At 66.1% G+C, this 24,370-nt stretch carries 20 protein-coding genes, 2 tRNA genes and 1 riboswitch; of the genes, 20 read left to right on the top strand and 2 right to left on the bottom strand.

What is annotated here, in order from left to right; genetic code table 11:
- The first annotated feature begins 7 nt into the window (after positions 1-7).
- Both BS38_RS0100365 and BS38_RS0100370 read left to right on the top strand, forming a co-directional pair.
- Positions 8-769 (top strand): SDR family oxidoreductase, encoded by a 762-nt coding sequence (locus BS38_RS0100365; protein WP_028268998.1) that lies wholly within the window; start codon positions 8-10, stop codon positions 767-769.
- 160 nt (positions 770-929) lie between these two features.
- Positions 930-2,003 (top strand): glycerophosphodiester phosphodiesterase, encoded by a 1,074-nt coding sequence (locus tag BS38_RS0100370; protein WP_028268999.1) that lies wholly within the window; start codon positions 930-932, stop codon positions 2,001-2,003.
- Here the strand turns inward: BS38_RS0100370 and BS38_RS0100375 are convergent.
- Positions 2,000-3,028, bottom strand: a complete 1,029-nt coding sequence (locus BS38_RS0100375; RefSeq protein ID WP_043437301.1) for an endonuclease/exonuclease/phosphatase family protein — start codon at positions 3,026-3,028, stop codon at positions 2,000-2,002. The two genes, BS38_RS0100370 and BS38_RS0100375, sit on opposite strands and share 4 nt — an antisense overlap.
- A 360-nt stretch (positions 3,029-3,388) precedes the next feature.
- Here BS38_RS0100375 and ileS point away from each other — a divergent pair, with 360 nt between their 5' ends.
- The 4 genes from ileS to ndk are packed head-to-tail and all read left to right on the top strand — an operon-like array spanning position 3,389 to position 9,018.
- Positions 3,389-6,751, top strand: a complete 3,363-nt coding sequence (gene ileS / locus BS38_RS0100380) for an isoleucine--tRNA ligase (protein ID WP_028269001.1) — start codon at positions 3,389-3,391, stop codon at positions 6,749-6,751.
- A gap of 4 nt (positions 6,752-6,755) precedes the next feature.
- Positions 6,756-8,114 (top strand): bifunctional folylpolyglutamate synthase/dihydrofolate synthase, encoded by a 1,359-nt coding sequence (locus BS38_RS0100385; RefSeq protein ID WP_028269002.1) that lies wholly within the window; start codon positions 6,756-6,758, stop codon positions 8,112-8,114.
- 2 nt (positions 8,115-8,116) lie between these two features.
- Entirely contained in the window at positions 8,117-8,560 is a 444-nt protein-coding gene (locus BS38_RS0100390) for a DUF4233 domain-containing protein (protein ID WP_028269003.1), read from the top strand.
- A 38-nt stretch (positions 8,561-8,598) separates the two neighbouring features.
- Positions 8,599-9,018, top strand: coding sequence for a nucleoside-diphosphate kinase (gene ndk, locus BS38_RS0100395; RefSeq protein ID WP_028269004.1), 420 nt, complete (start codon positions 8,599-8,601; stop codon positions 9,016-9,018).
- 85 nt (positions 9,019-9,103) lie between these two features.
- Here ndk and BS38_RS0100400 read toward each other — a convergent pair whose 3' ends face one another.
- Positions 9,104-9,775: a vitamin K epoxide reductase family protein gene (locus BS38_RS0100400; RefSeq protein ID WP_028269005.1), complete on the bottom strand. Its 672-nt coding sequence runs from the start codon at positions 9,773-9,775 to the stop codon at positions 9,104-9,106.
- Between the two features lie 469 nt (positions 9,776-10,244).
- On the opposite strand from BS38_RS0100400, the gene BS38_RS0100405 reads away from it, so the two are divergent.
- The 14 genes from BS38_RS0100405 (at position 10,245) to BS38_RS0100470 (ending at position 24,360) form a co-directional block, all read left to right on the top strand.
- Positions 10,245-13,658 (top strand): Rne/Rng family ribonuclease, encoded by a 3,414-nt coding sequence (locus BS38_RS0100405; RefSeq protein ID WP_028269006.1) that lies wholly within the window; start codon positions 10,245-10,247, stop codon positions 13,656-13,658.
- Positions 13,659-13,789: 131 nt separating this feature from the next.
- Positions 13,790-13,887: riboswitch (TPP riboswitch) on the top strand.
- Positions 13,870-15,459 carry a bifunctional hydroxymethylpyrimidine kinase/phosphomethylpyrimidine kinase gene (locus tag BS38_RS0100410; protein WP_028269007.1) on the top strand — a complete coding sequence of 530 codons (1,590 nt, stop codon included), beginning with the start codon at positions 13,870-13,872 and terminating at the stop codon, positions 15,457-15,459. (Overlaps the previous riboswitch by 18 nt.)
- A gap of 323 nt (positions 15,460-15,782) precedes the next feature.
- Positions 15,783-16,091 carry a 50S ribosomal protein L21 gene (gene rplU / locus BS38_RS0100415; RefSeq protein WP_011692233.1) on the top strand — a complete coding sequence of 103 codons (309 nt, stop codon included), beginning with the start codon at positions 15,783-15,785 and terminating at the stop codon, positions 16,089-16,091.
- Between the two features lie 61 nt (positions 16,092-16,152).
- A complete protein-coding gene (rpmA, locus tag BS38_RS0100420; RefSeq protein WP_009372867.1) occupies positions 16,153-16,416 on the top strand; it encodes a 50S ribosomal protein L27 in 264 nt (87 codons plus the stop codon).
- Between the two features lie 116 nt (positions 16,417-16,532).
- Complete coding sequence (gene obgE / locus BS38_RS0100425; RefSeq protein WP_028269008.1) at positions 16,533-18,122, top strand: GTPase ObgE; 1,590 nt, start codon at positions 16,533-16,535, stop codon at positions 18,120-18,122.
- A gap of 64 nt (positions 18,123-18,186) precedes the next feature.
- Positions 18,187-19,284 (top strand): glutamate 5-kinase, encoded by a 1,098-nt coding sequence (gene proB / locus BS38_RS0100430; RefSeq protein WP_051628678.1) that lies wholly within the window; start codon positions 18,187-18,189, stop codon positions 19,282-19,284.
- Between the two features lie 26 nt (positions 19,285-19,310).
- On the top strand, positions 19,311-20,660 hold the full coding sequence (locus BS38_RS0100435) for a glutamate-5-semialdehyde dehydrogenase (protein ID WP_028269010.1): 1,350 nt from the start codon (positions 19,311-19,313) through the stop codon (positions 20,658-20,660).
- Between the two features lie 80 nt (positions 20,661-20,740).
- On the top strand, positions 20,741-20,965 hold the full coding sequence (locus BS38_RS0100440) for a hypothetical protein (RefSeq protein WP_011692229.1): 225 nt from the start codon (positions 20,741-20,743) through the stop codon (positions 20,963-20,965).
- A gap of 55 nt (positions 20,966-21,020) precedes the next feature.
- On the top strand, positions 21,021-21,638 hold the full coding sequence (gene nadD, locus BS38_RS0100445; RefSeq protein ID WP_028269011.1) for a nicotinate-nucleotide adenylyltransferase: 618 nt from the start codon (positions 21,021-21,023) through the stop codon (positions 21,636-21,638).
- An 8-nt stretch (positions 21,639-21,646) separates the two neighbouring features.
- Entirely contained in the window at positions 21,647-22,936 is a 1,290-nt protein-coding gene (locus BS38_RS0100450; protein WP_028269012.1) for a hypothetical protein, read from the top strand.
- 105 nt (positions 22,937-23,041) lie between these two features.
- Positions 23,042-23,443, top strand: a complete 402-nt coding sequence (gene rsfS, locus BS38_RS0100455; protein ID WP_011692226.1) for a ribosome silencing factor — start codon at positions 23,042-23,044, stop codon at positions 23,441-23,443.
- Between the two features lie 139 nt (positions 23,444-23,582).
- Positions 23,583-23,655 (top strand) — tRNA-Ala (locus BS38_RS0100460).
- A gap of 210 nt (positions 23,656-23,865) precedes the next feature.
- Positions 23,866-23,938: transfer RNA gene (locus BS38_RS0100465), tRNA-Ala, on the top strand.
- A 71-nt stretch (positions 23,939-24,009) separates the two neighbouring features.
- Complete coding sequence (locus BS38_RS0100470; protein WP_028269013.1) at positions 24,010-24,360, top strand: zinc ribbon domain-containing protein YjdM; 351 nt, start codon at positions 24,010-24,012, stop codon at positions 24,358-24,360.
- The last annotated feature ends 10 nt before the right edge of the window (positions 24,361-24,370 follow it).

The raw sequence follows: 24,370 nt of genomic DNA on the forward strand, positions 1-24,370 counted from the left end.
TGGTGCCATGACTGAGGAAAAGCGCACAAAGGCAGCAGTAGTTACGGGAGCAAGCACGGGAATCGGCGAGGCGACGGTCCGCGCGTTGCGGGCCGAGGGTTGGACGGTCTTCGCCGTTGCCCGCCGGGCGGACCGGCTCGCGGCGCTGGCCGAGGCCACAGGAGCCACGGCTGTGCCGGCGGATATCGCCGACGACGATGACGTGGAAAGGCTCCTGGCCGAGGTGACGAAGGACGGCGGCATCGACACCCTGATCAACATTGCCGGGGGTGCACGGGGCGCGGACCGGATTGCCGATGCCAAAACCGAGGACTGGGAGTGGATGTTCGACGTGAACGTCCTGGGCACCATGAAACTGACCCGCGCCTTCCTTCCCATGCTGCGGGCCAACGGCGAGGGCACAGTCCTCAACCTGACCTCGACGGCGGGACTTTCCGCCTATGAGGGCGGTGCCGGCTACAACGCGGCCAAGTTCGCCCAGCACGCCATGACCGGAGCGCTCCGGCTGGAAGAGGTGGAGAACAATGTCCGTGTCATCGAAGTTGCACCGGGCCTGGTGCACACCGAGGAGTTCGCCCTCAACAGGCTGGGCGACCGGGAGGCCGCCGGAAAGGTCTACCAGGGCGTGGAGAAGCCGCTCACTGCCGACGACGTAGCCGATGTGGTCCGCTACGCCGTCACTGCGCCGCACCACGTCAACCTGGACCAGATCGTGATCCGGCCCGTTGCGCAGGCGGCCACCCACAAGCTCATCCGTAAGCAGGCCTAAGCCGGGGGAGGAGGGCCGGGGAGCCTGGTACGCAGGGGCTTCCCGCCACCGGAGGTTCATCCCGGGTTGGTCCGGGCGTTCCGGACCTGTGACCAGCTGTTGATGATCGACGGCGACTGTGGCACTTCACCTGAACACCCACCAGAGTGGAGACCACACCATGCAACACCCGAAGACGCTTGGCGCCGCCATACTCAGCGCAGCCCTGCTCATCGCCCTCCCGTCCCCGGCCTTGGCCGCAGACACCAACCCGCAAGGGGGCGACAACCACTTCGACCTCGAGGCCCATCGGGGCGGCATTGGACTCACGGTCGAGTCCACCCTTGCCTCCTTCGCCAAGGGCATCGAGACAGGCGTCACGACGCTCGAGCTTGACCTTCAGATCACCAAGGACGGCCGCGAAGTCATTACGCACGACCGCAAGATCAGTCCCGCCAAATGCCGGGACACAGCGCCTGTAGAGGCGGGTGATCCGCAATTCCCGTATGTGGGCAAATACGTCAAGGATCTGACGTTTGCGCAGGTCCGGAGCCTGGACTGCGGCAGCCTCACCCTTTCCCAGTTCCCGGGGCAGGCCGCGTCTCCGGGCGCGCAGATGCCTACGCTTTCGGAGGTGTTCGCCCTGGCGGAGTCCTACCGTGCCAGCCAGGTGAAGTTCAACATCGAGACCAAGGTCGAAGCCGGCGCTCCGGAGCAAACGGCACCGCGGGAACAGTTCGTGGATGTAGCGCTGCGGGAAATCAAGGCAGCCAACATGCAGCACCGTGTCTCCATTCAGAGCTTCGACTGGGGTTCGCTGCGCCTGGTACAGCAGCGCGATCCGCAGATCCGCACTGTTGCGCTGACGAACAAGGACTTCCTCCAGGCCGGGCAACCGGGCAGCTCGCCTTGGCTCGGAGGCATTGACTCGGACGACTTCGGCGGAGACCTCGTCAACGCGGCCTCCTTTCTAGGCTTCGACGCCATCTCGCCGGTGCACGGCTCGCCGCAAAACGGCTCGGTGACGGATCCCGGCTATGTCCCCTACGTCACTGCCGACATGGTGCAGCGCGCCCATGATGCGGGCATGCAGGTCATCCCGTGGACCGTGGACGACAAACCCACCATGCGCTCGCTGATCGCCGCCGGTGTGGACGGCATCATCACCGACTACCCGGACCGGCTCCGGGACGTTATGGCAGAGGCCGGCATGAAGCTGCCGCAGAGCTTCGACCAGCCGAAAACCTCGCGCTAACCTGCCGACGGGACGGCCAGCGTCGCCACGACGGCGGCGTGGTCGGTTCCGGGTATGCGGTGGACCGAGTAGCCGGCACTGGTGATGCCCGGGCTGGTGACGAGGTGGTCGATGGCGATACCGGGCAGCCGGTGCCCCTCCATCGGCCACGTGGGGACGAGCCGCATTCCGGCGGCCGTCCCCGCATCCACCATTTTCCGGCCGTCCGGGCCGTCGTCCAGCAGCGCACGGAACTCCGCGTGGTCATAGGTGGCGTTGAAGTCGCCGATCAGGAGCCGGTTGCCGGGCCGTGCCGCCAGGCGGGCAAGGGCCGCAAGGTCGCTGCGCCACTGCTCAACGCGCACGTCCACCGGCGGAAGCGCATGGACGTTGGCCACCTCGAGGACCGCCGGCGTTCCCGCACCGTCCAGCGTCAGCCGGACAATCGGCATCTGGAACGGGGTATCGGGCAGGGTGCCAACCGCCTCCAGGCGGTGCGCGGAATAGATGGCACTGCCGGCGCCGTCGTCCGTGGGATCGCTGAGCCGGTTCGGCAGCAACTCCGGCAGCCCGGCAGCGGCCAGCCGGTCTTCGAGTACCTGCGAATGCTCCTGGACCGTCAGCAGCCCGACGCCCTTCTCCCGAACCAGGCGGACGATTTCCGCCGCGTCCGCCTGGCCGAATTCCGAATTGATGTTCATTGCCGTCAGGGGCACTGTTACTGCGCCGGCCTCCGGGGCGCCCCGCCCGTAATCCAGCGGGAACAGCCAGAAGAGCTGGGCCGCCGCCGCGACCGCCGTCAGCCAGACCAGCCACCTGCGCCGGCCCACAACGGCCAGGAGAATTGCGGCTCCGGCTGGGATCAGCAGCCACGGCGTGAAGGACAGGAGCTGCACCACGACGGTCGGCCACTGTGCCGGGATGGCGCGGAACACCGACAGCCCGGCCACCGGCACGGTGGCCAGCACACAGAGCACCGGCCAGGCGGCGGACCGGCGGCGCGCCGGCAGTCCGGCGGCCGGGGAGGCTGTGGAGCGGAGGGTCATGGCTCCGAGTCTATGCAGTCGAACTGTCCGCGTGTGCCCGGGATTACCCTTCCGGCTACCACAACCCAGGGCAACTCTGGGTAGAATCGGGTAACAGCGTTGACCCGGCCATCACCGGTGAGCTTCCGGAAGAACCCCCGGACCCCCTGCCGTGCAGGAACCCGGGGCAGTAGAACCGGACGGGTAAGCCCGTCACAGCAGCAATGAGCGGCCGACGCCGGTGCTCTGCCCTTATCGCAGGGGCCCGGTGACGGTAAGTGAGGTGGTACCGCGGTACCGGTGCAGTTGGAAAACAGCGCACGGGCCGTCCTCGCATCCTGAATGATCCACTTGTTCACTAGCTCAACCCAGGATGTCGAGATGACTTATTACCCCAAGGCCTCCGCCGCAGGCGCCGGCTCCACCGCCTCTGCTTCCAACACCTCCGGTGTATCGGCCTCTGTGAAGTTCCCGGAGATCGAAGAACGCATCCTCAAGTACTGGGATGAGGACGGCACCTTCCAGGCGAGCATCGACCAGCGCAGCGCTGACGCCCCCGGCGGGCAGCCCGGCAGCAACGAGTTCGTTTTCTACGACGGCCCTCCCTTCGCCAACGGCCTGCCCCACTACGGCCACTTGCTGACCGGCTACGCCAAGGACCTGGTGGGCCGCTACCAGACCCAGCGCGGACGCCGCGTCGAGCGCCGCTTCGGCTGGGACACCCACGGCCTCCCCGCCGAGCTGGAAGCCATGAAGCAGCTGGGCATGACGGACAAGACCCAGATCGAGGCCATGGGCATCGACAAGTTCAACGACGCCTGCCGCGCCTCCGTGATGAAATACGCCGACGAGTGGAAGAGCTACGTCACCCGCCAGGCCCGCTGGGTGGACTTCGAGAACGACTACAAGACGCTCAACGTCGAATACATGGAGTCCGTGCTCTGGGCCTTCAAGCAGCTGCACGAAAAGGGCCTGACCTACAACGGATACCGCGTCCTGCCGTACTGCTGGAAGGACGAGACGCCGCTGTCCAACCATGAACTGCGCATGGACGACGACGTCTACAAGAACCGCCAGGACCAGACCGTCACGGTCACCTTCCCCATCACCGCCGGGGAATCCGAACTGTCACAGAAGCTCGCCGGTGTTCAGGCCCTCGCCTGGACCACCACGCCCTGGACGCTGCCCACCAACCTGGCGCTCGCCGTCGGCCCGTCCATCACCTACGCCGTGCTGCCTGCCGGTCCCAACGGCATCAAGGCCGCGTCCCCCGAGGCCCCCGTCACGGGCAGCTTCCTGCTCGCAGCCGACCTGCTGGGCGCCTACGCCAAGGACCTCGGCTACGGGGACGGCACCGCCGGCGTTGAGGCCGCCGAGGCCGCGGTTACCGCCACCTACACCGGCGCCGAGCTGGCCGGCCTGCAGTACCGGCCGCTGTGGAGCGACTTCAGCGACGCTGAGAAGTACGGCACCGAGAATGCCTGGCGCTTCCTCGTGGCCGACTACGTCACCACCACCGACGGCACCGGCATCGTCCACCAGGCGCCTGCCTACGGTGAGGATGACCAGAAGGTCTGTGAAGAGGCCGGCATCCCCGTGGTCCTCTCCGTGGACGAGGGCGCCAAGTTCCTGCCGCTCTTCTCGCACGGTGACCTGCACGACATCGTAGGCCTGCAGGTGTTCGAGGCCAACAAGCCCATCACGCAGGTGCTCCGCGCGCAGGGCCGCCTGGTGCGCCAGGCCAGCTACGAGCACAGCTACCCGCACTGCTGGCGCTGCCGCAACCCGCTGATCTACCGCGCGGTGTCCTCCTGGTACGTGGAAGTCACCAAGTTCAAGGACCGCATGTCCGAGCTGAACCAGGAGATCAACTGGATCCCGGGCAACGTCAAGGACGGCCAGTTCGGCAAGTGGCTGGCCAACGCCCGCGACTGGTCCATCAGCCGCAACCGCTACTGGGGCAGCCCCATCCCGGTGTGGCAGTCCAGCGACCCCGAATACCCGCGCACCGACGTCTACGGCTCCCTCGCCGAGATCGAAGCCGACTTCGGCCGTCTGCCGCTGAACAAAGCCGGCCAGGTGGACCTCCACCGGCCGTTCATCGACGAGCTGACACGCCCGAACCCGGATGACCCGCGGACCCCCGAAGAGGGCCAGTCTGTGATGCGCCGCGTCGAGGACGTCCTGGACGTCTGGTTCGACTCCGGCTCCATGCCGTACGGCCAGGTGCACTACCCGTTCCAGAACGAGGAATGGTTCGACACCCACAACCCGGCGGACTTCATCGTCGAGTACATCGGCCAGACCCGCGGCTGGTTCTACATGCTGCACATCCTCTCCACAGCGCTGTTCGACCGGCCCGCCTTCCGCAACGTCATCAGCCACGGCATCGTGCTGGGTTCAGACGGGCAGAAGATGTCCAAGAGCCTGCGCAACTACCCGGACGTCTCCGAGGTCCTGGACCGCGACGGCTCGGACGCCATGCGCTGGTTCCTGATGTCCAGCCCCATCCTGCGCGGCGGCAACCTGGTGGTCACCGAACAGGGAATCCGCGACGGCGTCCGCCAGGTCATCCTGCCGCTGTGGAACGTGTACAGCTTCTTCACGCTGTACACGAACGCCGCGGACGGCGGGCGCGGTTATGACGCGAAGCTGCGGTACGACGGCTACGCCGACACCCTGGACCAGTACCTGATGGCCAACACCGGCGACCTGGTCCGCAATGTGACCGCCCAGCTGGACGGCTACGACATCTCCGGTGCCTGCGACGAACTGCGCAGCTACCTGGACATGCTCACCAACTGGTACGTGCGCCGGAGCCGCCAGCGCTTCTTCGACGAGAGCGTTGATGCCTTCGACGCGCTCTACACCGCGCTGGAAACCGTCTCCCGGGTGGCCGCCTCCCTGCTGCCGCTGGTCTCCGAGGAGATCTGGCGGGGCCTCACCGGCGGACGTTCCGTGCACCTGGCCGACTGGCCGGACGCGGAACTGTTCCCGGCCAACCCCTCGCTGGTGGAAGCCATGGACCGCGTGCAGCAGATCTGCTCCACCGGATCCTCGCTGCGCAAGGCCGCGAACCTCCGGGTCCGCCTGCCGCTGCAGGAACTCACCGTGGTGGCACCCGGCGCGGACGCGCTGGAAGGCTTCGCCGCCGTCGTCGCCGACGAACTGAACCTTCGCTCCGTCCGCCTGCTCGACGCCGAAAGCGCCTCCCCGGAGGAGTTCGGCATCGAGCAGAAGCTCGTGGTGAACGCCCGGGCCGCCGGCCCGCGCCTGGGGAAGAACGTCCAGCAGGCCATCAAGGGCTCCAAGTCCGGGGACTGGTCTGTTAGCGAAGAAGGCGTGGTCACCGCCGGCGGCCTGGCCCTGGAGCCGCAGGAATACACGCTGGAAACCGTCGTGGCGGAAGCCGCGGAGGGTGAAGGCTCGCGCGCGGCGGCGGTGCTGCCGGGCGGCGGGTTCGTGGTGCTCAACACCGAGGTCACCCCGGAACTGGAAGCCGAAGGTGCCGCCCGCGACATGGTCCGCGCCATCCAGCAGGCCCGCAAGGACGCCGGACTCAACGTCAGCGACCGGATCCACACCACCGTCACCGCGAAGCAGGACGTCGTTGATGCCCTGCTGGCGAACGCTGAACTCGTCAAGACCGAGACGCTGACAGTCCGGCTGGACACCGTCGCGGCCGACGTCAACGAACCGCAGGTCACTGTTGCCAGGACCGCGGCAGAAAAAGTAGAGGCCTAAACAAATGACCGACGAATTCTCCGTGGAAAGCGTCTACGCCGAGCTGCTGGGCCGGGCGCCGGAAAACAAAATGGAGCCGCGCCTTGCACCGCTGTTCCGGGCCATGGATGTGCTGGGGGAGCCCAACAAGGCGTTCCCGATCATCCACGTCACCGGCACCAACGGCAAGACGTCCACGGCCCGGATGATCGAAGCCGGGCTCCGGGCCCACGGGCTGAGCACCGGGCGCTACACCAGCCCGCACCTGTCCAAGGTCACCGAGCGGATCAGCGTCGACGGCGCCCCCGTGTCGGACGAGACCTTCGTCCGGATCTGGGACGAGATCAGGCCCTACCTGCAGATCGTGGACAGCGAACTCGAAGCCGAGGGCCAGCCCCGGCTGACCTACTTCGAGTGCCTCACCATCCTGGCCTTCGCCGTTTTTGCCGACCAGCCGGTCAACGTGGCCGTCATGGAGGTGGGACTGGGCGGGATCACCGATGCCACCAATGTCGGCGACGGCCAGGTGGCCGTCGTGACGCCCATCTCACTGGACCACACCGACCTCCTCGGCGAGACCACTGAACAGATTGCCTACGAAAAGGCCGGCATCATCAAGCCGGGAGGTTTCCTGGTCAGCGCCGCACAGCCCGTGGGTGCCGCCCAGGTGCTGCTCGAGAAGGCCCGCGAAGTCCAGGCACCGTACCGCTTCGAAGGCGTGGAGTTCGGCGTCGAGTCCCGGACTGTCGCCGTCGGCGGCCAGATGGTGACCATCCAGGGCCTGGCCGGCCGGTATGAGGAACTCCTGGTTCCGCTGCACGGCGCGCACCAGGCGGAGAACGCCGCCGTCGCCATTGCCGCGCTGGAGGCCTTCTTTGGCGGTGAAAAGCCGCTCGACGCCGAAATCCTCCAGGAGGCGTTTGCTACGGTCACCTCACCGGGCCGCCTGGAGGTGCTTCGGACTGCCCCGACCATCATCGTGGACGCCGCCCACAACCCCGAGGGGATCCGCGTTTCGGCCGAGGCGATCCACGAGGCCTTCAGCTTCACCAAGCTCGTGGTGGTGGTGGGCGTCCTGAAGGAGAAGGACGCCGAGGAGATTCTCCGCCAGCTCAAGGAGTCCCTGGGCGACCTCGCGGCCGAATACTGCTTCACGCAGTCCAACTCGCCCCGCGCCGTACCGGCCGAGGACCTCGCTGAAATCGCGCTGGACCTGGGCTTCGGCGAGGACAACATCCACGTTGCCGAAAAGCTCGACGACGCCCTGGAATGGGCCGTTGAGCACGCCGAGTCCAATGAGGACCTGGCCGGCGGCGTCCTGGTGACCGGCTCCATCACGCTCGTGGCGGAAGCCCGGATCCTGCTCGGAAAGGCGGATGCCTGACCATGGCCCGACTTACAAAAGCGCAGCGGGAGTGGCGTCCGGGGATGCCCAAGAAGCGGCGCTCCACCAAGGTCATGTTCGCCTCCACGGTCCTGGTTCTGGAAGGGTTCGTTGCGTTCTTCGCCACGCTGGCCGTCTTCGGCCTCCGCCGCGACGAGTTCCCGCCCGCTGTAATCCTCTCCGTGGGCATCGGGCTGAGCCTGGTGCTGGTGTTCACCTGTGCCGTGCTGTCCAAGCCGTGGGGTGTTGCCCTGGGCTGGATCCTGCAGCTCGTCCTGATCTTCGCCGGATTCATCGAACCCATGATGTTCGTTGTGGGGATCCTCTTCGCCGTGGCCTGGTGGTACGGCATCCGGACCGGCATTCGGATCGACCGCGAGGCCGCGCAGCGCGAACGTGAACAGGCCGAATGGGAAGCCGCCCACCCCGACGTCGAAACCAACTAGACTAATTTCGAACCCCCACCAACCACATTGGAGCAGCTGTGAGCATTGAGCGCACCCTCGTCCTGATCAAGCCCGACGGCGTGACCCGCAACCTGACCGGCGCCATCCTTGGCCGGATTGAAGCCAAGGGCTACACCCTGACCGAGCTCAAGAAGGTCGACGCCAGCCGCGAACTGCTGGAGCAGCACTACGAAGAGCACGTGGGCAAGCCGTTCTACGAGCCGCTCGTGGAGTTCATGCTCAGCGGACCCGTTGTCGCCGCCATCTTCGAAGGCCACCGCGTCATTGAGGGCTTCCGTTCCCTCGCCGGCACCACCGACCCGACGACGGCGGCGCCCGGCACCATCCGCGGCGACTTCGGCCGCGACTGGGGCCTGAAGGTCCAGCAGAACCTGGTCCACGGTTCCGACTCGGTCGATTCCGCCGAACGCGAGATCAAGATCTGGTTCCAGGACTAGGCTTCCTTAAGCGCGAACTGGCAGCTGATGCCCTCAAATTTCGATTCTGAGGGCATCAACTGCCAGTTCGCGCTTTTTCTTTGGCCTAGTAGCCGGATGTCCCGACGAAAACCTGGATGAAGGCGAAGAAGATCGTGGCGATCACGGCCACGTACAGCAGGGCAGTGACAATCCAGCCGGAGTCGCCGGCGATCTTCGCGGGGCCTGCCGGCAGCTTGATCACGCCGTGTGCGATGTTCCGGACCGAGGTCCACACAAAGAGCGGAATCATCGCGGCCCAGACCACCATGCAGAACGGGCACAGGATGTGGATGGAATACAGCGCCTGCGACCACAGCCACACCACGAAGGCAAAGCCAAGCGTCACGCCGGCCTGCAGGCCGAGCCAGTACCAGCGGGCAAACTTGGCGCCGGAGAGAACCGCCATGCCGGTGGTGATCACGATGGCGAACGCCACGATGCCGATAAACATGTTGGGAAAGCCGAAGAGGGAACTCTGCCACGTCTGCATGACGGCTCCGCAGGAGACCCACGGACTGATGTCGCAGGCCGTGACATGGTTGGGATCCTTGAGGACTGCGAGCTTCTCCAGGACCAGGGCGCCGGAGGCGAGCCAGCCAATGACGCCGGTGATGACCAGCAGCCAGCCAAACGGTTTGTCCCGGGTCATGGGAGGCAAGCCTTCCCGGGCCGCTGAACGTTCGCGGAGGTCACCGTCCACCAAGTCGTTCTGCATGGAATTGGAGATGCTGGGCATGGGATGTCGCGTCCTTTTTCTAGAGGGCTCCTCGCCCTGATTGTAACGCCGGAGGCTGGACTGGCCCCACAGACTCCTCCCCGCCGCTCGTTGTTCGTGGGTTGGATCGCGCCGCTTCCGCGTTGATTGACTGAGCGTATGAGAGAATGAAGCTGGCTGGAATACGATCCACATTCGAATTTCAGTCCGGTGGCTTGTTTGTAAGACCGCCAATGATGAGCAGGGCATGCTCCGGATCCACGATAGATCCCGGACTATCTGCAATGCCATTGGACGGCACCTGGTTGTGGCTTTGAGAACAACGGGTTTCAGAACAACGCTACCGGCCCTCCAGGGCTGCCGCACCCCACTGCCGGTGCGAACCTGAGGGTATCCAATTGACTTCTGTCAACGCCTGCGGGTTTTGACAATATGTGCCCCAATGGGTGCCGGATGTGGCGGTGCGTCAGGGGCAGGAGTGTCGCCACATATGGATAATGACCAGGTTCAAGCCGTTAATGAAGAAACCGCTGCTAGCGAAGAGGCAGTAGCGCCCCCAGCGCCCAAGCGGGCCGTCCGGACACGGCGCAAAGTTGTCCCCAAGGCTGAAGCCGTCGAATCGGAGCCAGCCCGGGCGGAGACCCCTGCCGCAGAAGCCCCGGCAGCAGACACCCCGGCGGAAGAAGCCCAGGCGGAAGAAGCCGCTGCAGAGGAAAAGCCGCCGGCGCGCCGCAGCCGTTCACGCAAAAAGGTGGAGCCCGCCGAGCCGCTTCCGGTATTCGCCGATGACGCGTCGGTGACGGTTGCTGCAGAGCAGGTTGAAACCGGGCAGGGTGAAACCGGGCAGGCACTTGAGGCGCCGGCAGAAGCCGCCGTCGTCGAAAAGCCTGTCCGCCGCCGTGCCTCACGCGCCAAAGCCCCGGCCAAAGCCGCCGACGTCCAGCCGGCCGCTGAGCCTGCCGCCGCCAAGGAAGCCGCGCCCGCTGCCGAATCCGTAGCAGCAGAATCCGCAGCAGCAACTGAACCGGCAGCAACAACTGAACCGACCGAACAAAACGTGGCCGCCGCCGGCCAGGAACCCGCCGCTCCCGTACCTGCCGAGCCGGCGCAGCCTGCAGCGGCTGAAGCCGCCAGCCCCGTCGGTGCGCTCTTCCTCGAACCCGGCGCTGTCACCTCCATGATTTTCCAGGCACCGGACCTGAGCGCCGTGGTCCGCCCGGCAGCCGCGCCTGCCGCGGCCAAGGAAAGCGACGAGGAGACGGAGGACGAGGGCGAGGGCGAGGATGTCGACGCCGGTGGCTCGCGCCGCCGTCGAAGCCGCGGACGCCGTGGCCGCAGCCGCGTAACCGACCGGGAAGCTGCCGGCGAATCCGAGGCTGGCGAAGGCGCCGGCGACGAGGACGCCGATGAGGAGTCCATCGTTACCGCGGACGACGGCGTCACGTCCCGCCGCCGTCGCCGCCGCCGCCGCGGCGACCAGGACCTTGAGCTCACTGGCGGGGGAGACGATGACCCGCCCAACACCGTGACGCGCGTCCGGGCGCCCCGGGCCATCAGCGAGGCGCCCGTCAACAACCGCGTCACGTCTGTCAAGGGCTCCACCCGGCTTGAGGCCAAGAAGCAGCGCCGCCGCGAATCCCGCGACACCGGCCGCCGCCGCACCGTGATTACCGAGGCGGAGTTCCTGGCCCGCCGCGAATCCGTGGACCGCCAGATGATCGTCCGCCAGCGCGACGACAGAATCCAGATCGGCGTCCTGGAAGACGGCGTCCTGGCCGAGCACTTCGTTTCCAAGACCCAGCAGGACTCCCTGATCGGCAACGTGTACCTGGGCAAGGTCCAGAACGTCCTGCCCTCCATGGAAGCCGCATTCGTGGATATCGGACGCGGCCGCAACGCCGTGCTGTACGCCGGCGAGGTCAACTGGGACGCCGTCAACCTTGAGGGCAAGCAGCGCCGGATCGAGAACGCGCTGAAGTCCGGGGACTCCGTATTGGTCCAGGTCACCAAGGACCCGGTCGGCCACAAGGGCGCCCGCCTGACGAGCCAGATCTCCCTGCCCGGCCGCTACCTCGTCTACGTTCCCGGCGGTTCCATGACCGGGATCTCCCGCAAGCTGCCCGACGTCGAGCGCAACCGGCTCAAGCGGATCCTGAAGGACCGCCTCCCCGAAGATGCCGGCGTTATTGTCCGCACGGCCGCCGAGGGGGCGTCCGAGGAAGAGCTGACGCACGACATCAACCGCCTGCGCGCCCAGTGGGAAGGCATCGAAGGCCAGGCCACGTCCACCAAGATCCTTGCGCCGGAGCTGCTCTACGGCGAACCGGACCTCACCATCAAGGTGGTCCGCGACGTCTTCAACGAGGACTTCTCCAAGCTGATCGTTTCCGGCGAGGAAGCCTGGGACACCATCGAGGCGTACGTCACGTACGTGGCGCCGGACCTGGTGGGCCGGCTCGAAAAGTGGACCAAGGACACGGACATCTTCGCGGCCTGGCGGATCGACGAGCAGATCCACAAGGCCTTGGACCGCAAGGTCTTCCTGCCTTCCGGCGGCTCCCTGGTGATCGACCGCACCGAAGCCATGACCGTGGTTGACGTCAACACCGGCAAGTTCACCGGCAGCGGCGGCAACCTTGAGGAAACCGTCACCAAGAACAACCTGGAAGCGGCCGAGGAAGTGGTGCGCCAGCTGCGGCTCCGCGACATCGGCGGCATTATCGTCATTGACTTCATCGACATGGTGCTCGAATCCAACCGCGACCTTGTGCTTCGCCGCATGGTCGAGTGCCTCGGACGCGACCGGACCAAGCACCAGGTTGCCGAAGTCACCTCGCTGGGCCTCGTGCAGATGACCCGCAAGCGCATGGGCACCGGTCTCCTGGAAGTCTTCGGCGAGCAGTGCGAGGCATGCGCCGGCCGCGGCATCGTCACCCACGACGAGCCCGTGGAACACCGCCGCGCCAACGTTGTGGCCGCCGAACACCACGTGCCGCGGACGGAAACCCAGCAGCCACCCCGTACGGAGCGCAAGAGCCGCCGACGCGGCAAGGGCGGCCAGCCGTCTTCCGAGGCTGCTCCGCTGACGCCGGCTCCTGTGCACCACGAGCCCACCGACGCCGAGCGCCATGCCAAGGCTGAAGCGACCCGCGTGGCGCTGGCCAACATCGCAGCGGCAGCGCATGCTGCCCACCTCCACGATGCCGAGGCCGGCCATGCAGCCCCCGCGGCCGCGGCCGCCGCAGCACAGGCAGTAGGCCAGGCACTGGCAGCCCAGGCACAGGGCGCCCAGTCCCCGGCCGGGCAGGCAGGAGCGCCGGCGCGGCCGGCTCCGACGCAGGCCACCCCGTCTGCACCCGCTGCGGCCCGGCCCGCGAAGGTGTCGGAAACCGAAGTGGCTGCTGCAGGGCGGCCGGCAGCGGTCCTGACCTTTGGCGGCGAAAAGGTGGCACTGCCGTTCGTAGAGCACGCCGGAGAAGCCCCTGCCTCCGGACCGGCACTGACCCTTGACCGCCTGGCCGAAGCTTTCGCCCACCTTGGTGAGCCTGCCGCGGCAGAGGCTCCGGCATCACCGGTTGAACCGCAGGCACCGGCAGCGCAGGCACCGGCGGCCCAGGCACCTGCAGCGCAGGCGCCGGCGGCCCAGGCTGTTGAAGCCGACTACACCGACCACACCGCGGTGCAGGGCCGGGCCCGCCGTCCCCGCCGCAACCGAAGCGCGAGCCGTGCCCAGGGCGCAGCGAACGAGACGTCCGTGGAACACCACGAGACTGCCCCGGTTGCCGCATCAGGGCACACGCACGAAGCCAAGGCACCTGAGCCGGCGAAGAAGGATGCGCCCGCCAAGGCGCCGGCCAACGAGCCGATCATCCTTGGCGTGGGGGTCCCGGCCTCGGAACTCTGAGCCAACGAGCTTTGATCAGGCCAGGCTTTCGTTCAGCCAGCTGACACCGCGGGTGCGGCCCGGGACAGGCGTAGCAATACGCGTGTTTCGGGCCGTGCCCGCGAGTTCGTTGCGGGGAAAAGCTAGGCTAGGGGACTGACACGGGGTGCCGCGCACAGGGCCGGCTGAGATCCAGACCCGTTGAACCTGTCCGGTTAGCACCGGCGAAGGGATGTCTCCTTTGGCTTCATCATTCCTGCCCACTCCTGCCACGCCCGTAGCGCCTGCACCGGGAGGCGGCCCGCTGCGCAGCACGCCGCGGGTGCTGGCCATCGCCGGTTCCGATCCGTCCGGCGGGGCGGGAATCCAGGCGGACCTCAAAAGCATTGCCGCCAACGGGGGATACGGCATGGCTGCCATCACCGCCCTGACGGCACAGAACACCCACGGTGTCCGGGCGGTCCACGTTCCGCCGGCCGGCTTCCTGACTGCGCAGCTAGAGGCCATTAGCGACGACATCAGCATCGACGCCGTGAAAATCGGCATGCTGGGCGACTCTGCGGTGATTGCCGCCGTCCGTAGCTGGCTGGAGAAAGCCCGTCCCGCCGTCGTGGTTCTTGACCCCGTGATGGTCGCCACCAGCGGGGACCGGCTCCTGCAGGAGGCTGCCGAGGCCGAGCTGCGCGAACTGCTGCCGCTGGCCGACCTCATCACGCCGAACCTGGCAGAACTGGCGATGCTGCTCAACGAGCCACTGGCGGACAACTGGGAAGCGGCACTCGGCCAGGGCAAGCGCCTCGCCGCGCAGGCGGGCACCACGGTGCTGGTCAAGGGCGGACACCTCGAGGGCGGCGAATGCCCCGACGCCCTCGTCAACACTGAAGGACTGCTCGCCCAGGACGTTGTGGTGGTCCCCGGCGCGCGGATCGACACCAGGAACAGCCACGGCACCGGCTGTTCCCTGTCCTCGGCCATGGCCACCGCGCAGGCAAGGCTGGGGGATTGGGAGGCATCCCTGCGGGCAGTGAAGCCATGGCTGCAGGGAGCGCTCAGGGAAGCCGGAGCGCTGGAGGTGGGAACGGGCAACGGCCCGGTGCACCATTTCCACCATCTGGCGCCGAAGGGCCAGGATGCGCTGGCCGCAGGGGAGTTCGCCGCGGCGCTCCGGCAGGACGCCGGAGCGGACCTGGATGACATCTACGGGCTGGACTTCATCCGCGGCCTCGCCGACGGCTCCCTTACCGAGCAGCACTTTGCGTATTACCTTGCCCAGGATGCCATCTACCTGAACGGCTATTCCAGGGTTCTGTCCCGTGCCGCCGCCATTGCCCCCACCGAGGCCGAACAGCTCTTCTGGGCCCGCTCGGCGCAACAATGCCTGGAAGTGGAGTCCGAACTGCACAGGACGTGGCTCAGCACCCGGAACGTGGACGCCGCCCTGGGACCGGTCACCAAGTCCTACGTGGACCACCTGCTGGCCTCATCTGTTTCCGGAAGCTATGGAGTGCTCGTGGCCGCGGTGCTGCCGTGCTTCTGGCTTTACGCCGAGGTGGGTGCCACCTTGCACGGTCAGTTCGAGGCGGCCGGGTCGCCGTCGGGCCATCCCTACGCCGACTGGCTCCGCACGTACGCCGACGAGGAATTCGCCGCCGCCACCAGGGAGGCAGTGCGTATCACCGACGACGCCGCACAGGCTGCCTCTGCAGCAGAACGGCAGGCCATGCGCCTGGCCTTCCGGCAGTCGTGCCGCTACGAGGTGGACTTTTTCGACGCGCCGCGCGTGCATGCTGCACCGCAAAGTGTTCCGGAGCCGGTAAGGTAATGGGGCACGGTTCCGGAAGTCGTTGCAGCGGCAGTCTGTATTGCACAGAGTGGCGCCTATCACGTACTACCGTCGGAGCCAGCCTCATTTGCGGCCGAAGGCAAAATTAGCGTAGTCTAGATCTTCGGTGCTTACGCCAACACTTGGGTTATGACCCCGGAACAGTCTGTTTGGAATGACAAGCGGAATGGTTCGTGGGATAACTCATGGGTTCCCCCGGGGAATCCACCGGCGTTGAGGCACAGCGTGAGCCAGGCCAAACAATTGGACCCAGGTTCCGCACGCAAATCTAGTAATAAACGTCGAGAGAAGTGAGTTCCCCAGTGGTGTACGCGATTGTCCGCGCAGGCGGCCGCCAAGAGAAGGTTTCCGTTGGAGACTTCGTTACCCTGAACCGCGTCCCCGGTGGAGCCGGCAGCACCATTGAGTTGCCCGCACTGCTCCTGGTAGACGGTGACAAAGTCACGTCTGCCGCTGCGGACCTGGCCAAGGTAACGGTTACGGCTGAGATCCTCCAGGACCTTCGTGGTCCGAAGATCGTCATCCAGAAGTTCAAGAACAAGACCGGGTACAAGAAGCGCCAGGGTCACCGTCAGGAACTGACCAAGGTCAAGATCACCGGTATCAAGTAACCTTCCGTTACTTTTCAGGTTTTCAGCAGATTCCCCAGAATTTTTAAGGCAGGCATTTCAAATGGCACATAAAAAAGGCGCGAGCTCCACTCGCAACGGTCGTGACTCCAACGCCCAGTACCTCGGCGTCAAGCGCTTCGGCGGCCAGGTAGTTTCCGCAGGCGAGATCATCGTCCGCCAGCGTGGCACCCACTTCCACCCGGGCGCCGGCGTTGGCCGTGGCGGCGACGACACCCTGTTCGCCCTGACCCCCGGCGCTGTCGAATTCGGCACCCGCCGCGGCCGTCGAGTCGTGAACATCGTTGCTGCTGCAGCTGCAGAGTAACAACAAGATCTAAACCGGTGGAGCGGGCCATGATGGCCCGCTCCACTGTTCTTTTAACCGCATTACAATCAATTTGGGCGTCCAAGACGGTCAGGTTAAGCACAGAGGAGATTCACGTGGCGAGCTTTGTAGACCGGGTAGTACTGCACGTATCCGGCGGTACCGGCGGTCACGGCTGTGTCTCCGTCCACCGCGAGAAGTTCAAGCCCCTGGGCGGTCCGGACGGCGGCAACGGCGGCGACGGCGGCGATGTCATCCTGCGCGTTGACCCCCAGACCACCACGCTGCTGGACTACCACCACGCGCCGCACCGCCACGCCACCAACGGCGGACCCGGCATGGGCGACTGGCGCGGCGGCAAGAACGGCGAAACCCTGATCCTTCCCGTTCCGGAAGGCACCGTCGTCAAGACCAAGGACGGTCGCGTGCTGGCCGACCTCGTCGGCGAAGGCACCGAGTTCATCGCTGCCGCCGGCGGCCCCGGCGGGCTCGGCAACGCCGCACTTTCCTCGCAGAAGCGCCGCGCCCCGGGCTTCGCGCTGCTCGGCATCGAAGGCGAATCCAGCGACATCGTCCTGGAACTGAAGTCCATTGCGGACATCGCCCTGGTGGGCTTCCCGTCCGCCGGCAAGTCCAGCCTGATTGCCGCCATGTCCGCGGCACGCCCGAAAATTGCCGACTACCCCTTCACCACGCTGATCCCCAACCTGGGCGTCGTCCAGGCCGGCGACGTGCGCTTCACCATTGCAGACGTCCCCGGCCTCATCGAGGGAGCCAGCGAGGGCAAGGGCCTGGGCCACCACTTCCTGCGGCACGTGGAACGCTGCGCCGCGCTGGTTCACGTCCTGGACTGCGGAACGCTCGAGGCTGACCGCGATCCGCTGTCCGACCTCGCCATCATCGAAGCCGAGCTCGAAAAGTACGCGGTTGACATGAGCTACGCCGGCAGCGACGGCGAAGTTGTCCCGCTCAACCACCGGCCGCGCCTTGTGGCCCTGAACAAGGTGGACCTGCCGGACGGCAAGGACATGGCCGAATTCGTCCGGCCCGAGCTTGAGTCCCGCGGCTACCGCGTGTTCGAAATCTCCGCCACGAGCCATGAAGGCCTGCGCCAGCTTGGCTTCGCCATGGCGGAGATCGTCAAGGCCGCCCGGGACGCTGTGGCCGCCACGCCGCCCAAGGTCCACGCCCCGGTGCTGCGCCCCCGCGCAGTCAACGAGTCCGGCTTCAAGATCCGCCGCGAGGAAAAGAACCTCGAGCCGCTGTTCCGCGTTTTGGGCGACAAGCCCGTGCGCTGGGTCAAGCAGACCGACTTCACCAACGAGGAAGCCATCGGCTACCTCGCGGACCGCCTGGCCAAGCTGGGCGTCGAAAACGAGCTGTTCAAGCAGGGCGCGAAGCCCGGCGACACCGTTGTGATCGGTGAAGACGACGGCGTGGTCTTCGACTGGGAGCCCACCATGATGGCCGGCGCCGAGCTGCTTGCCTCGCCGCGTGGCACGGACGTCCGCTTCGCCGACATCGGCGACCGCCCCACCCGCGGTCAGAAGCGTGACGAGCAGCAGGAGCGCCGCGACGCCAAGGCTGCGGCCCGGGCCGAGCTGGAAGCCGAACGTAAAGCCGGCATCTGGACTGAATCAGTGAGCGGCCGCCGTGCCGCACAGCCGCTCAAGGAAAGCGGACTGACCACCGAGAATGAGGAGTGAACCCCCACACGTGACCGATAATTCCGCAATTGTCATCGAGGAACCCAGGACCGACGACCGCAGCATGCTCGCCAGGGCGCGCCGCATCGTGGTCAAGGTCGGATCGTCGTCGCTCACCAGCATCCAGGGTGGAATTTCAGAAGAGGCGCTGATCAGGCTTTCGGACGCGCTGGCCGCCAAGTGCAACGCCGGCACGGAGATCATCCTCGTGTCCTCCGGCGCCATCTCGGCCGGCCTGGCCCCGCTGGGCCTGGTGAAGCGTCCCCGGGACCTCGCCACCCAGCAGGCAGCCGCCAGCGTGGGCCAGGGGCTCCTCATGGCCCGCTACACGCATGCCTTCGCAGCACACGGCGTGACCGTGAGCCAGGTCCTGCTGACCGCGGATGACCTGATGCGGCGCAGCCACCACATGAATGCTTTCCGCGCCCTGAACCGGCTCCTCAACCTGGGCGTTGTGCCCGTGGTCAACGAGAACGACACCGTGGCCACGCACAAGATCCGTTTCGGTGACAACGACCGGCTGTCCGCCCTCGTGGCGCACCTGGTCCGGGCCGATGCCCTGGTGCTGCTCTCCGATGTCGACTCGCTCTATGACGGGCCGCCCTCAAAAGGTGCCAAGCGAATCGCCCAGGTGGACGGCCCCCAGGACCTTGAGGGCGTCAATATCGGCAAGCCCGGCAAGGCAGGCGTGGGAACCGGCGGCATGCAGACCAAGGTCGAGGCCGCCACGATGGCAGCCGATTCGGGAATCCCCGCGCTCGTCACGTCCACCGCCAACGCCGCAGCAGCCTTGAACGGCGAGGACGTGGGAACCTGGTTCTCCGTCAACAGCGGCCGCAAATCGGTGCGGATGATGTGGCTCGCCCACCTTGCGCACGTGCAGGGCCGGCTGTTACTCGACGACGGCGCCGTCAAGGCTGTCCGTGACCACCGCTTCTCGCTGCTCCCGGCCGGGATCACAGCCGTTGAAGGCACCTTTGAATCAGGCGACGCCGTCGAAATGGTTTCCCCGGACGGTACGGTCATCGCCCGCGGTCTGGTCAACTATTCCTCGGACGAACTGCCCCAAATGCTGGGACGTTCCACGGTGGAACTGGGGGAGTCCCTCGGCCGTGGCTTCGACCGTGAGGTTGTTCACGTTGATGACCTGGTTCTGGTCTAGCGGGCTGATTCGCCTAGACTTGAATGATGACTGAGGCACTGATCCACCAAGCCGCCGAGAAATCCCACGAGGCCGCGGAGGTATCTTCCGCGCCGGAAGATGCCCAGCTGTCCCCGGCTGAAGTCGAGGCCGCCGTGCACGCCATCGCTGACCGATCCCGTCACGCTGCCCGCCGGATGGCGCGCGCAAACCGTGCCTGGAAGGACAAGGGCCTTCGGGCCATCGGTGCGGCCCTGATCGCCAGCAAGGCCCAGATCCTGGCCGCCAATGCCAAGGATGTGGAAGCCGGCCGTGCCAACGGAACATCGGCCGCCCTCCTGGACCGCCTGACGCTTAACGACACGCGCATCGAGGCCCTCGCCGCTGCGCTGGAGAACCTTGCGGGCCTGCCGGACCCCGTGGGGAATGTGGTCCGCGGCCAGACGCTGCCCAACGGCCTGCGCCTGCGCCAGATCAACGTTCCCATGGGCGTCGTTGCCGCCATCTATGAGGCCCGCCCCAACGTGACCGTGGACATTGCCGGGCTGGCGCTGAAAAGCGGCAACGCGGTGATCCTTCGGGGCGGCACAGCCGCCGCGGCCACCAATGAGGCCCTCATCCGGGTCCTCCGCGACGCTCTTGATTCAGTGGGCCTGCCCGCGGACGCCGTCCAGAGCGTGGACCAGTTCGGCCGTGAAGGCGCCAATGTCCTGATGCGGGCCCGCGGCCGGGTGGACGTCCTGATTCCCCGCGGCGGCAGGGACCTGATCCAGACCGTGGTCAACAATTCGTCCGTACCCGTCATCGAGACCGGCGAAGGCAACGTCCATATCTTCATTGACGAATCCGCCAGTGAAGACATGGCCGTGGAAATCCTCCTCAACGCCAAGACCCAGCGCCCCAGCGTCTGCAACACCGTGGAGACCCTCCTGGTGCATTCCGGATCCACCGTCCTGCCCGCCGTCGCCGCCGCCCTCCGGAAAGCCGGAGTCACACTGCATGCCGATGAGAGGATCCGCGCCGCGCTGCCCGCCTCCGTGGAATCCGTTCCGGCCACGGACGAGGACTGGGCCACCGAATACATGGACCTCGACCTCGCGGTGGGCATGGTGGACAACCTGGATGAGGCCGTGAAGCACATCCGTAAATGGTCCACCGGCCACACCGAGGCCATCATCACCAACGACCTCGCGAACGCTGAACGGTTTATATCCGAAATCGACTCAGCAGCGGTTATCGTCAACGCCTCCACCAGGTTTACCGACGGCGGTGAACTTGGCCTGGGCGCCGAGGTGGGAATTTCCACCCAGAAGCTCCACGCCCGCGGCCCCATGGGCCTGACGGAACTCACTACCACCAAGTGGATCGTGCAGGGCGAGGGCCAGATCCGCAGCTAGCAACGCTGTAACATGGAACAGAAGTCCGGAACGGCGGGAATGACCGCCGTCGTCATTTTGTGAACTCTTTAGGGGAGAAAATGCTGCTGCAGCAGGTAGGCGCGTCGGTCGCCGAACATGAAGAACTGGCTCCGCTGTGGGCCGAACCGTGGGTCTTTGGTGTGTCCATTTTTGCGATCATGCTCGTTCTGATGTTCGTGACGCTGTCCTACAGCAACCTGGGCAACCGGCATGAGGCCGTCGAGGAGCACTCGGATCCCCACCGCCAGCACCCGAACAAGCACGATCACGGCCAAGGCCACTAACATCACTGCGGTCCTGAAGCGGCGCGGCGCCAAGCGCCGCCTGCGTTTGGGTGTGATGGGTGGCACCTTTGATCCCATCCATCACGGTCACCTTGTCGCCGCCAGCGAAGTTGCGGCCAAGTTCGGCCTCGACGAAGTGGTGTTTGTCCCCACCGGCCAGCCTTGGCAGAAGATGAGCAAGAAGGTCAGCGAACCGGAGCACCGGTATCTCATGACCGTCATCGCCACGGCGTCCAACCCCAGGTTCACCGTCAGCAGGGTTGATGTGGACCGCCCCGGCCCCACCTACACCATCGACACCCTGCGCGACCTCCGTACGCTGCGTCCCGATGCGGACCTTTTCTTCATCACCGGAGCGGACGCCATGGCGCAGATCCTGTCATGGAAGAACATCGATGAACTGTGGTCGCTGGCGCATTTCGTTGGCGTGACCCGGCCCGGGCACGTCCTCGACGGAATGGGCAGGAAAGACGTCAGCCTCCTCGAAGTCCCGGCCATGGCCATTTCCTCGACTGACTGCAGGACGCGCGTCGCGGCCGGGAACCCTGTCTGGTACCTCGTGCCGGACGGGGTGGTCCAATACATTGCGAAATACGGCTTGTATGCCGGGCAGCCGGACCCGGACGACAGTGCCGCACTTACCGAGTTACACGAACCAGCCAGTACCGAGTGAGTTGTTAGATGAGCCAGGAACAGCCTCCCCTCCGTAGCCGCCGCGAATTGCGACAGGCCAGAGATGAGCGCGCGGAATCAGTTCAGGACGCGGTGCCCCCGGCACCGGGTCCGGTTCCCCCTGCCTCAAAAACGCCCGGGAACGCAACACCGGCGCCGGACCGCGAAGACGGCACAGGCCGCATCCGTCGTGTGGCTCCGGGGCCCGTGGACTCGGTCCGGACTCCGGCCGGCCCCGAGCGCTCCTCGCAGAGCCGGGCACGGGACCGCGCTGCCCTGCGCACCATCAAGGAACTGGCGCAGAAGGAGGAGCGGCTGTCCGGCGGCGGTCCGCCCACGCGCCGCCAGCTCCGGCTCCAGCAGCTCCAGGCGGAGGCGGCGCCTGCCACCGCCGCGAACATGGTCGTTCCGCCGGCCCGCACGTCCGCCCAGCGCACCGTTCCTCCTGCACGTCCCGGGCAGGCCGCCCCGCAGGCGCGTCCAGGACAGCCGGCGCCACAGGCCGGCACCCAGCCCGCCGAGGCTCCGCGGACGGAGTCGCCGGAGGCCAGCGCGGACAGCAGGCTTCCCGATGGAATGACCGTCGAGCAGGCCCTTGCAGCGCGTTCCCTCATCGCCGAACAGGCCAGGAACCAGATCGCCAAGATGGAGCACATCGCGGCGAACGATCCCGAAGCAGTGGATCCTGAAATCCTTGCGGAGCAGATTGCCCTGGCCGAGCGCGCCGCCATCCTGAACAAGCGGGCCATGGCCAAGCAGAAGCTGGCCGAGCAGGCCAGCCAGCCTGCACACCCCAAGACCGAGCCCTCGGCTGTCAGCAACCTCGCGATGGTGACTCCGCTGGAGTTCGAGAAGGTCCCCGGCATCGACCGGCCGGTGATGAAAAAGCCTGCTACGTCATATGTCCCCGTGGTCACCAATCCCGGCCCCCGCTTGCAGCCGCCAGGCACCAAGGGGCCCCGCAAAACCGGCCTGCCGAGGCGGAACCCGGCGCCGGCCACCGGCCGGGCGGGCGTACTTGCCCGCGCGGAGGCTGCCGCTCAGGCTGCCGCCGATCCAGCGGCAGCAGCGGCGCCGTCCCCGGCCGTAGAGCCCTGGGCTGCTGAAGCCGGTGAGAATTTCGTGGACAAGCCGCGTGTAGCGGCCAACAGCGCCTACGGCCTGGAACCGCTGGACGCCGTCACCGCTGGCCTGGGCCGGGCGCACCGTATCAGGCTGCTCCAGCTGGCCGTCCTTGCTTTGGGGATTGTTGCGCTGATTGCCGGCGTCACCATGATCATCAGCGGCCTGGCACCCTGATTCAACGCACCGGGGCATCATCCGCCCCGCAGCCCTCTCCGACACCCTGGCGCTGATACCCATCGCGTCCGAACGACATAGCTTTAAACCACAACAAGGAGTCCCGTGACTGCAACCGATTCATCCATCGCCATAGCCCGCGTAGCCGCGCGTGCTGCTGCGGACAAAATAGCCCAGGACATCGTGGGCCTGGACGTCAGCGAACGGCTGGCCCTGGCGGACGTCTTCCTGATCGCCTCGGCGCCCAGTGAGCGCCAGGTCAACGCCATCGTGGACGGCATTGAAGAGGAACTGGGCAAGCAGGATCTCCGTCCTGTCCGCCGCGAGGGCCGTTCCGGCGGACGCTGGGTCCTGCTGGACTACTCCGACGTCGTCATCCACGTCCAGCACGAGGAAGACCGCGTTTTCTACGCCCTCGAGCGCCTGTGGAAGGACTGCCCCGTGGTTGACCTTCAGCTCGGGGAAGACACGTCGGCCAAAGCGGCGGTCTCCTCAGACAGCGAGTAATCCGGAGCAGGCCACCGAATATGCCCGATTTGGAATTTTCGGAATGCCTGTTCTAAGATATTTGAGTTGCTTCGGAGAGATCCGGACAAAGAACCGGGCCCGTCAGTGAAGACTGAAGGTGCCGGAGCAATGAAAATTCGGGGCTGTGGCGCAGCTGGTAGCGCACCTGCATGGCATGCAGGGGGTCAGGGGTTCGAGTCCCCTCAGCTCCACCGAATGGTCCGGCGGAATCGCAAGATTCCGGCGGACCTTTTTGTTTTCCGGCCCTTCCTTTCGTGGCGTTTGTCCGTGCTCATGTCCGCCGTTCAGGGCAGTGGCGGCCGGCGGATCAGGCGCTCCGGACCCGAATTGGCGTCTTACACAATTGTGGTTTAAGATAATCAAGTTGCTTACGGAGATCGGTCCGGAAGAAACAAGAGTTTGGGGCTGTGGCGCAGCTGGTAGCGCACCTGCATGGCATGCAGGGGGTCAGGGGTTCGAGTCCCCTCAGCTCCACCCAGGTTCATCCAGCGAAAGCCGCCCTTCAGGGCGGCTTTCGCTGTTTAACGCTCGACTAATATGGGAGCGTGAACGAAACCCTCCCTCCCTGCCCTGAATGCTCCAGCGAGTACACCTATGAGATGGGCGCGCTGCTGGTGTGCCCCGAGTGCGCCCACGAGTGGTCGGCCGAGGCGACGGATGCCGCAGGAGCCACGGAGTCGGTCATCAAGGATGCGGTGGGAAATGTCCTCGCTGACGGTGACACCGTCACGGTCATCAAGGACCTCAAGATCAAAGGAAGCTCCACGGTCATCAAGGTCGGGACCAAAGTTCGCGGCATCCGGCTGATGGACGGCGTGGGCGACCACGACATCGACTGCAAAGTGGACGGTGTCGGACCCATGCAGCTCAAATCCAGCGTGGTCAAGAAGGTCTAGGCGGGACCGG

The organism is Arthrobacter sp. UNC362MFTsu5.1 (assembly GCF_000685965.1).
GTDB lineage: Bacteria > Actinomycetota > Actinomycetes > Actinomycetales > Micrococcaceae > Arthrobacter.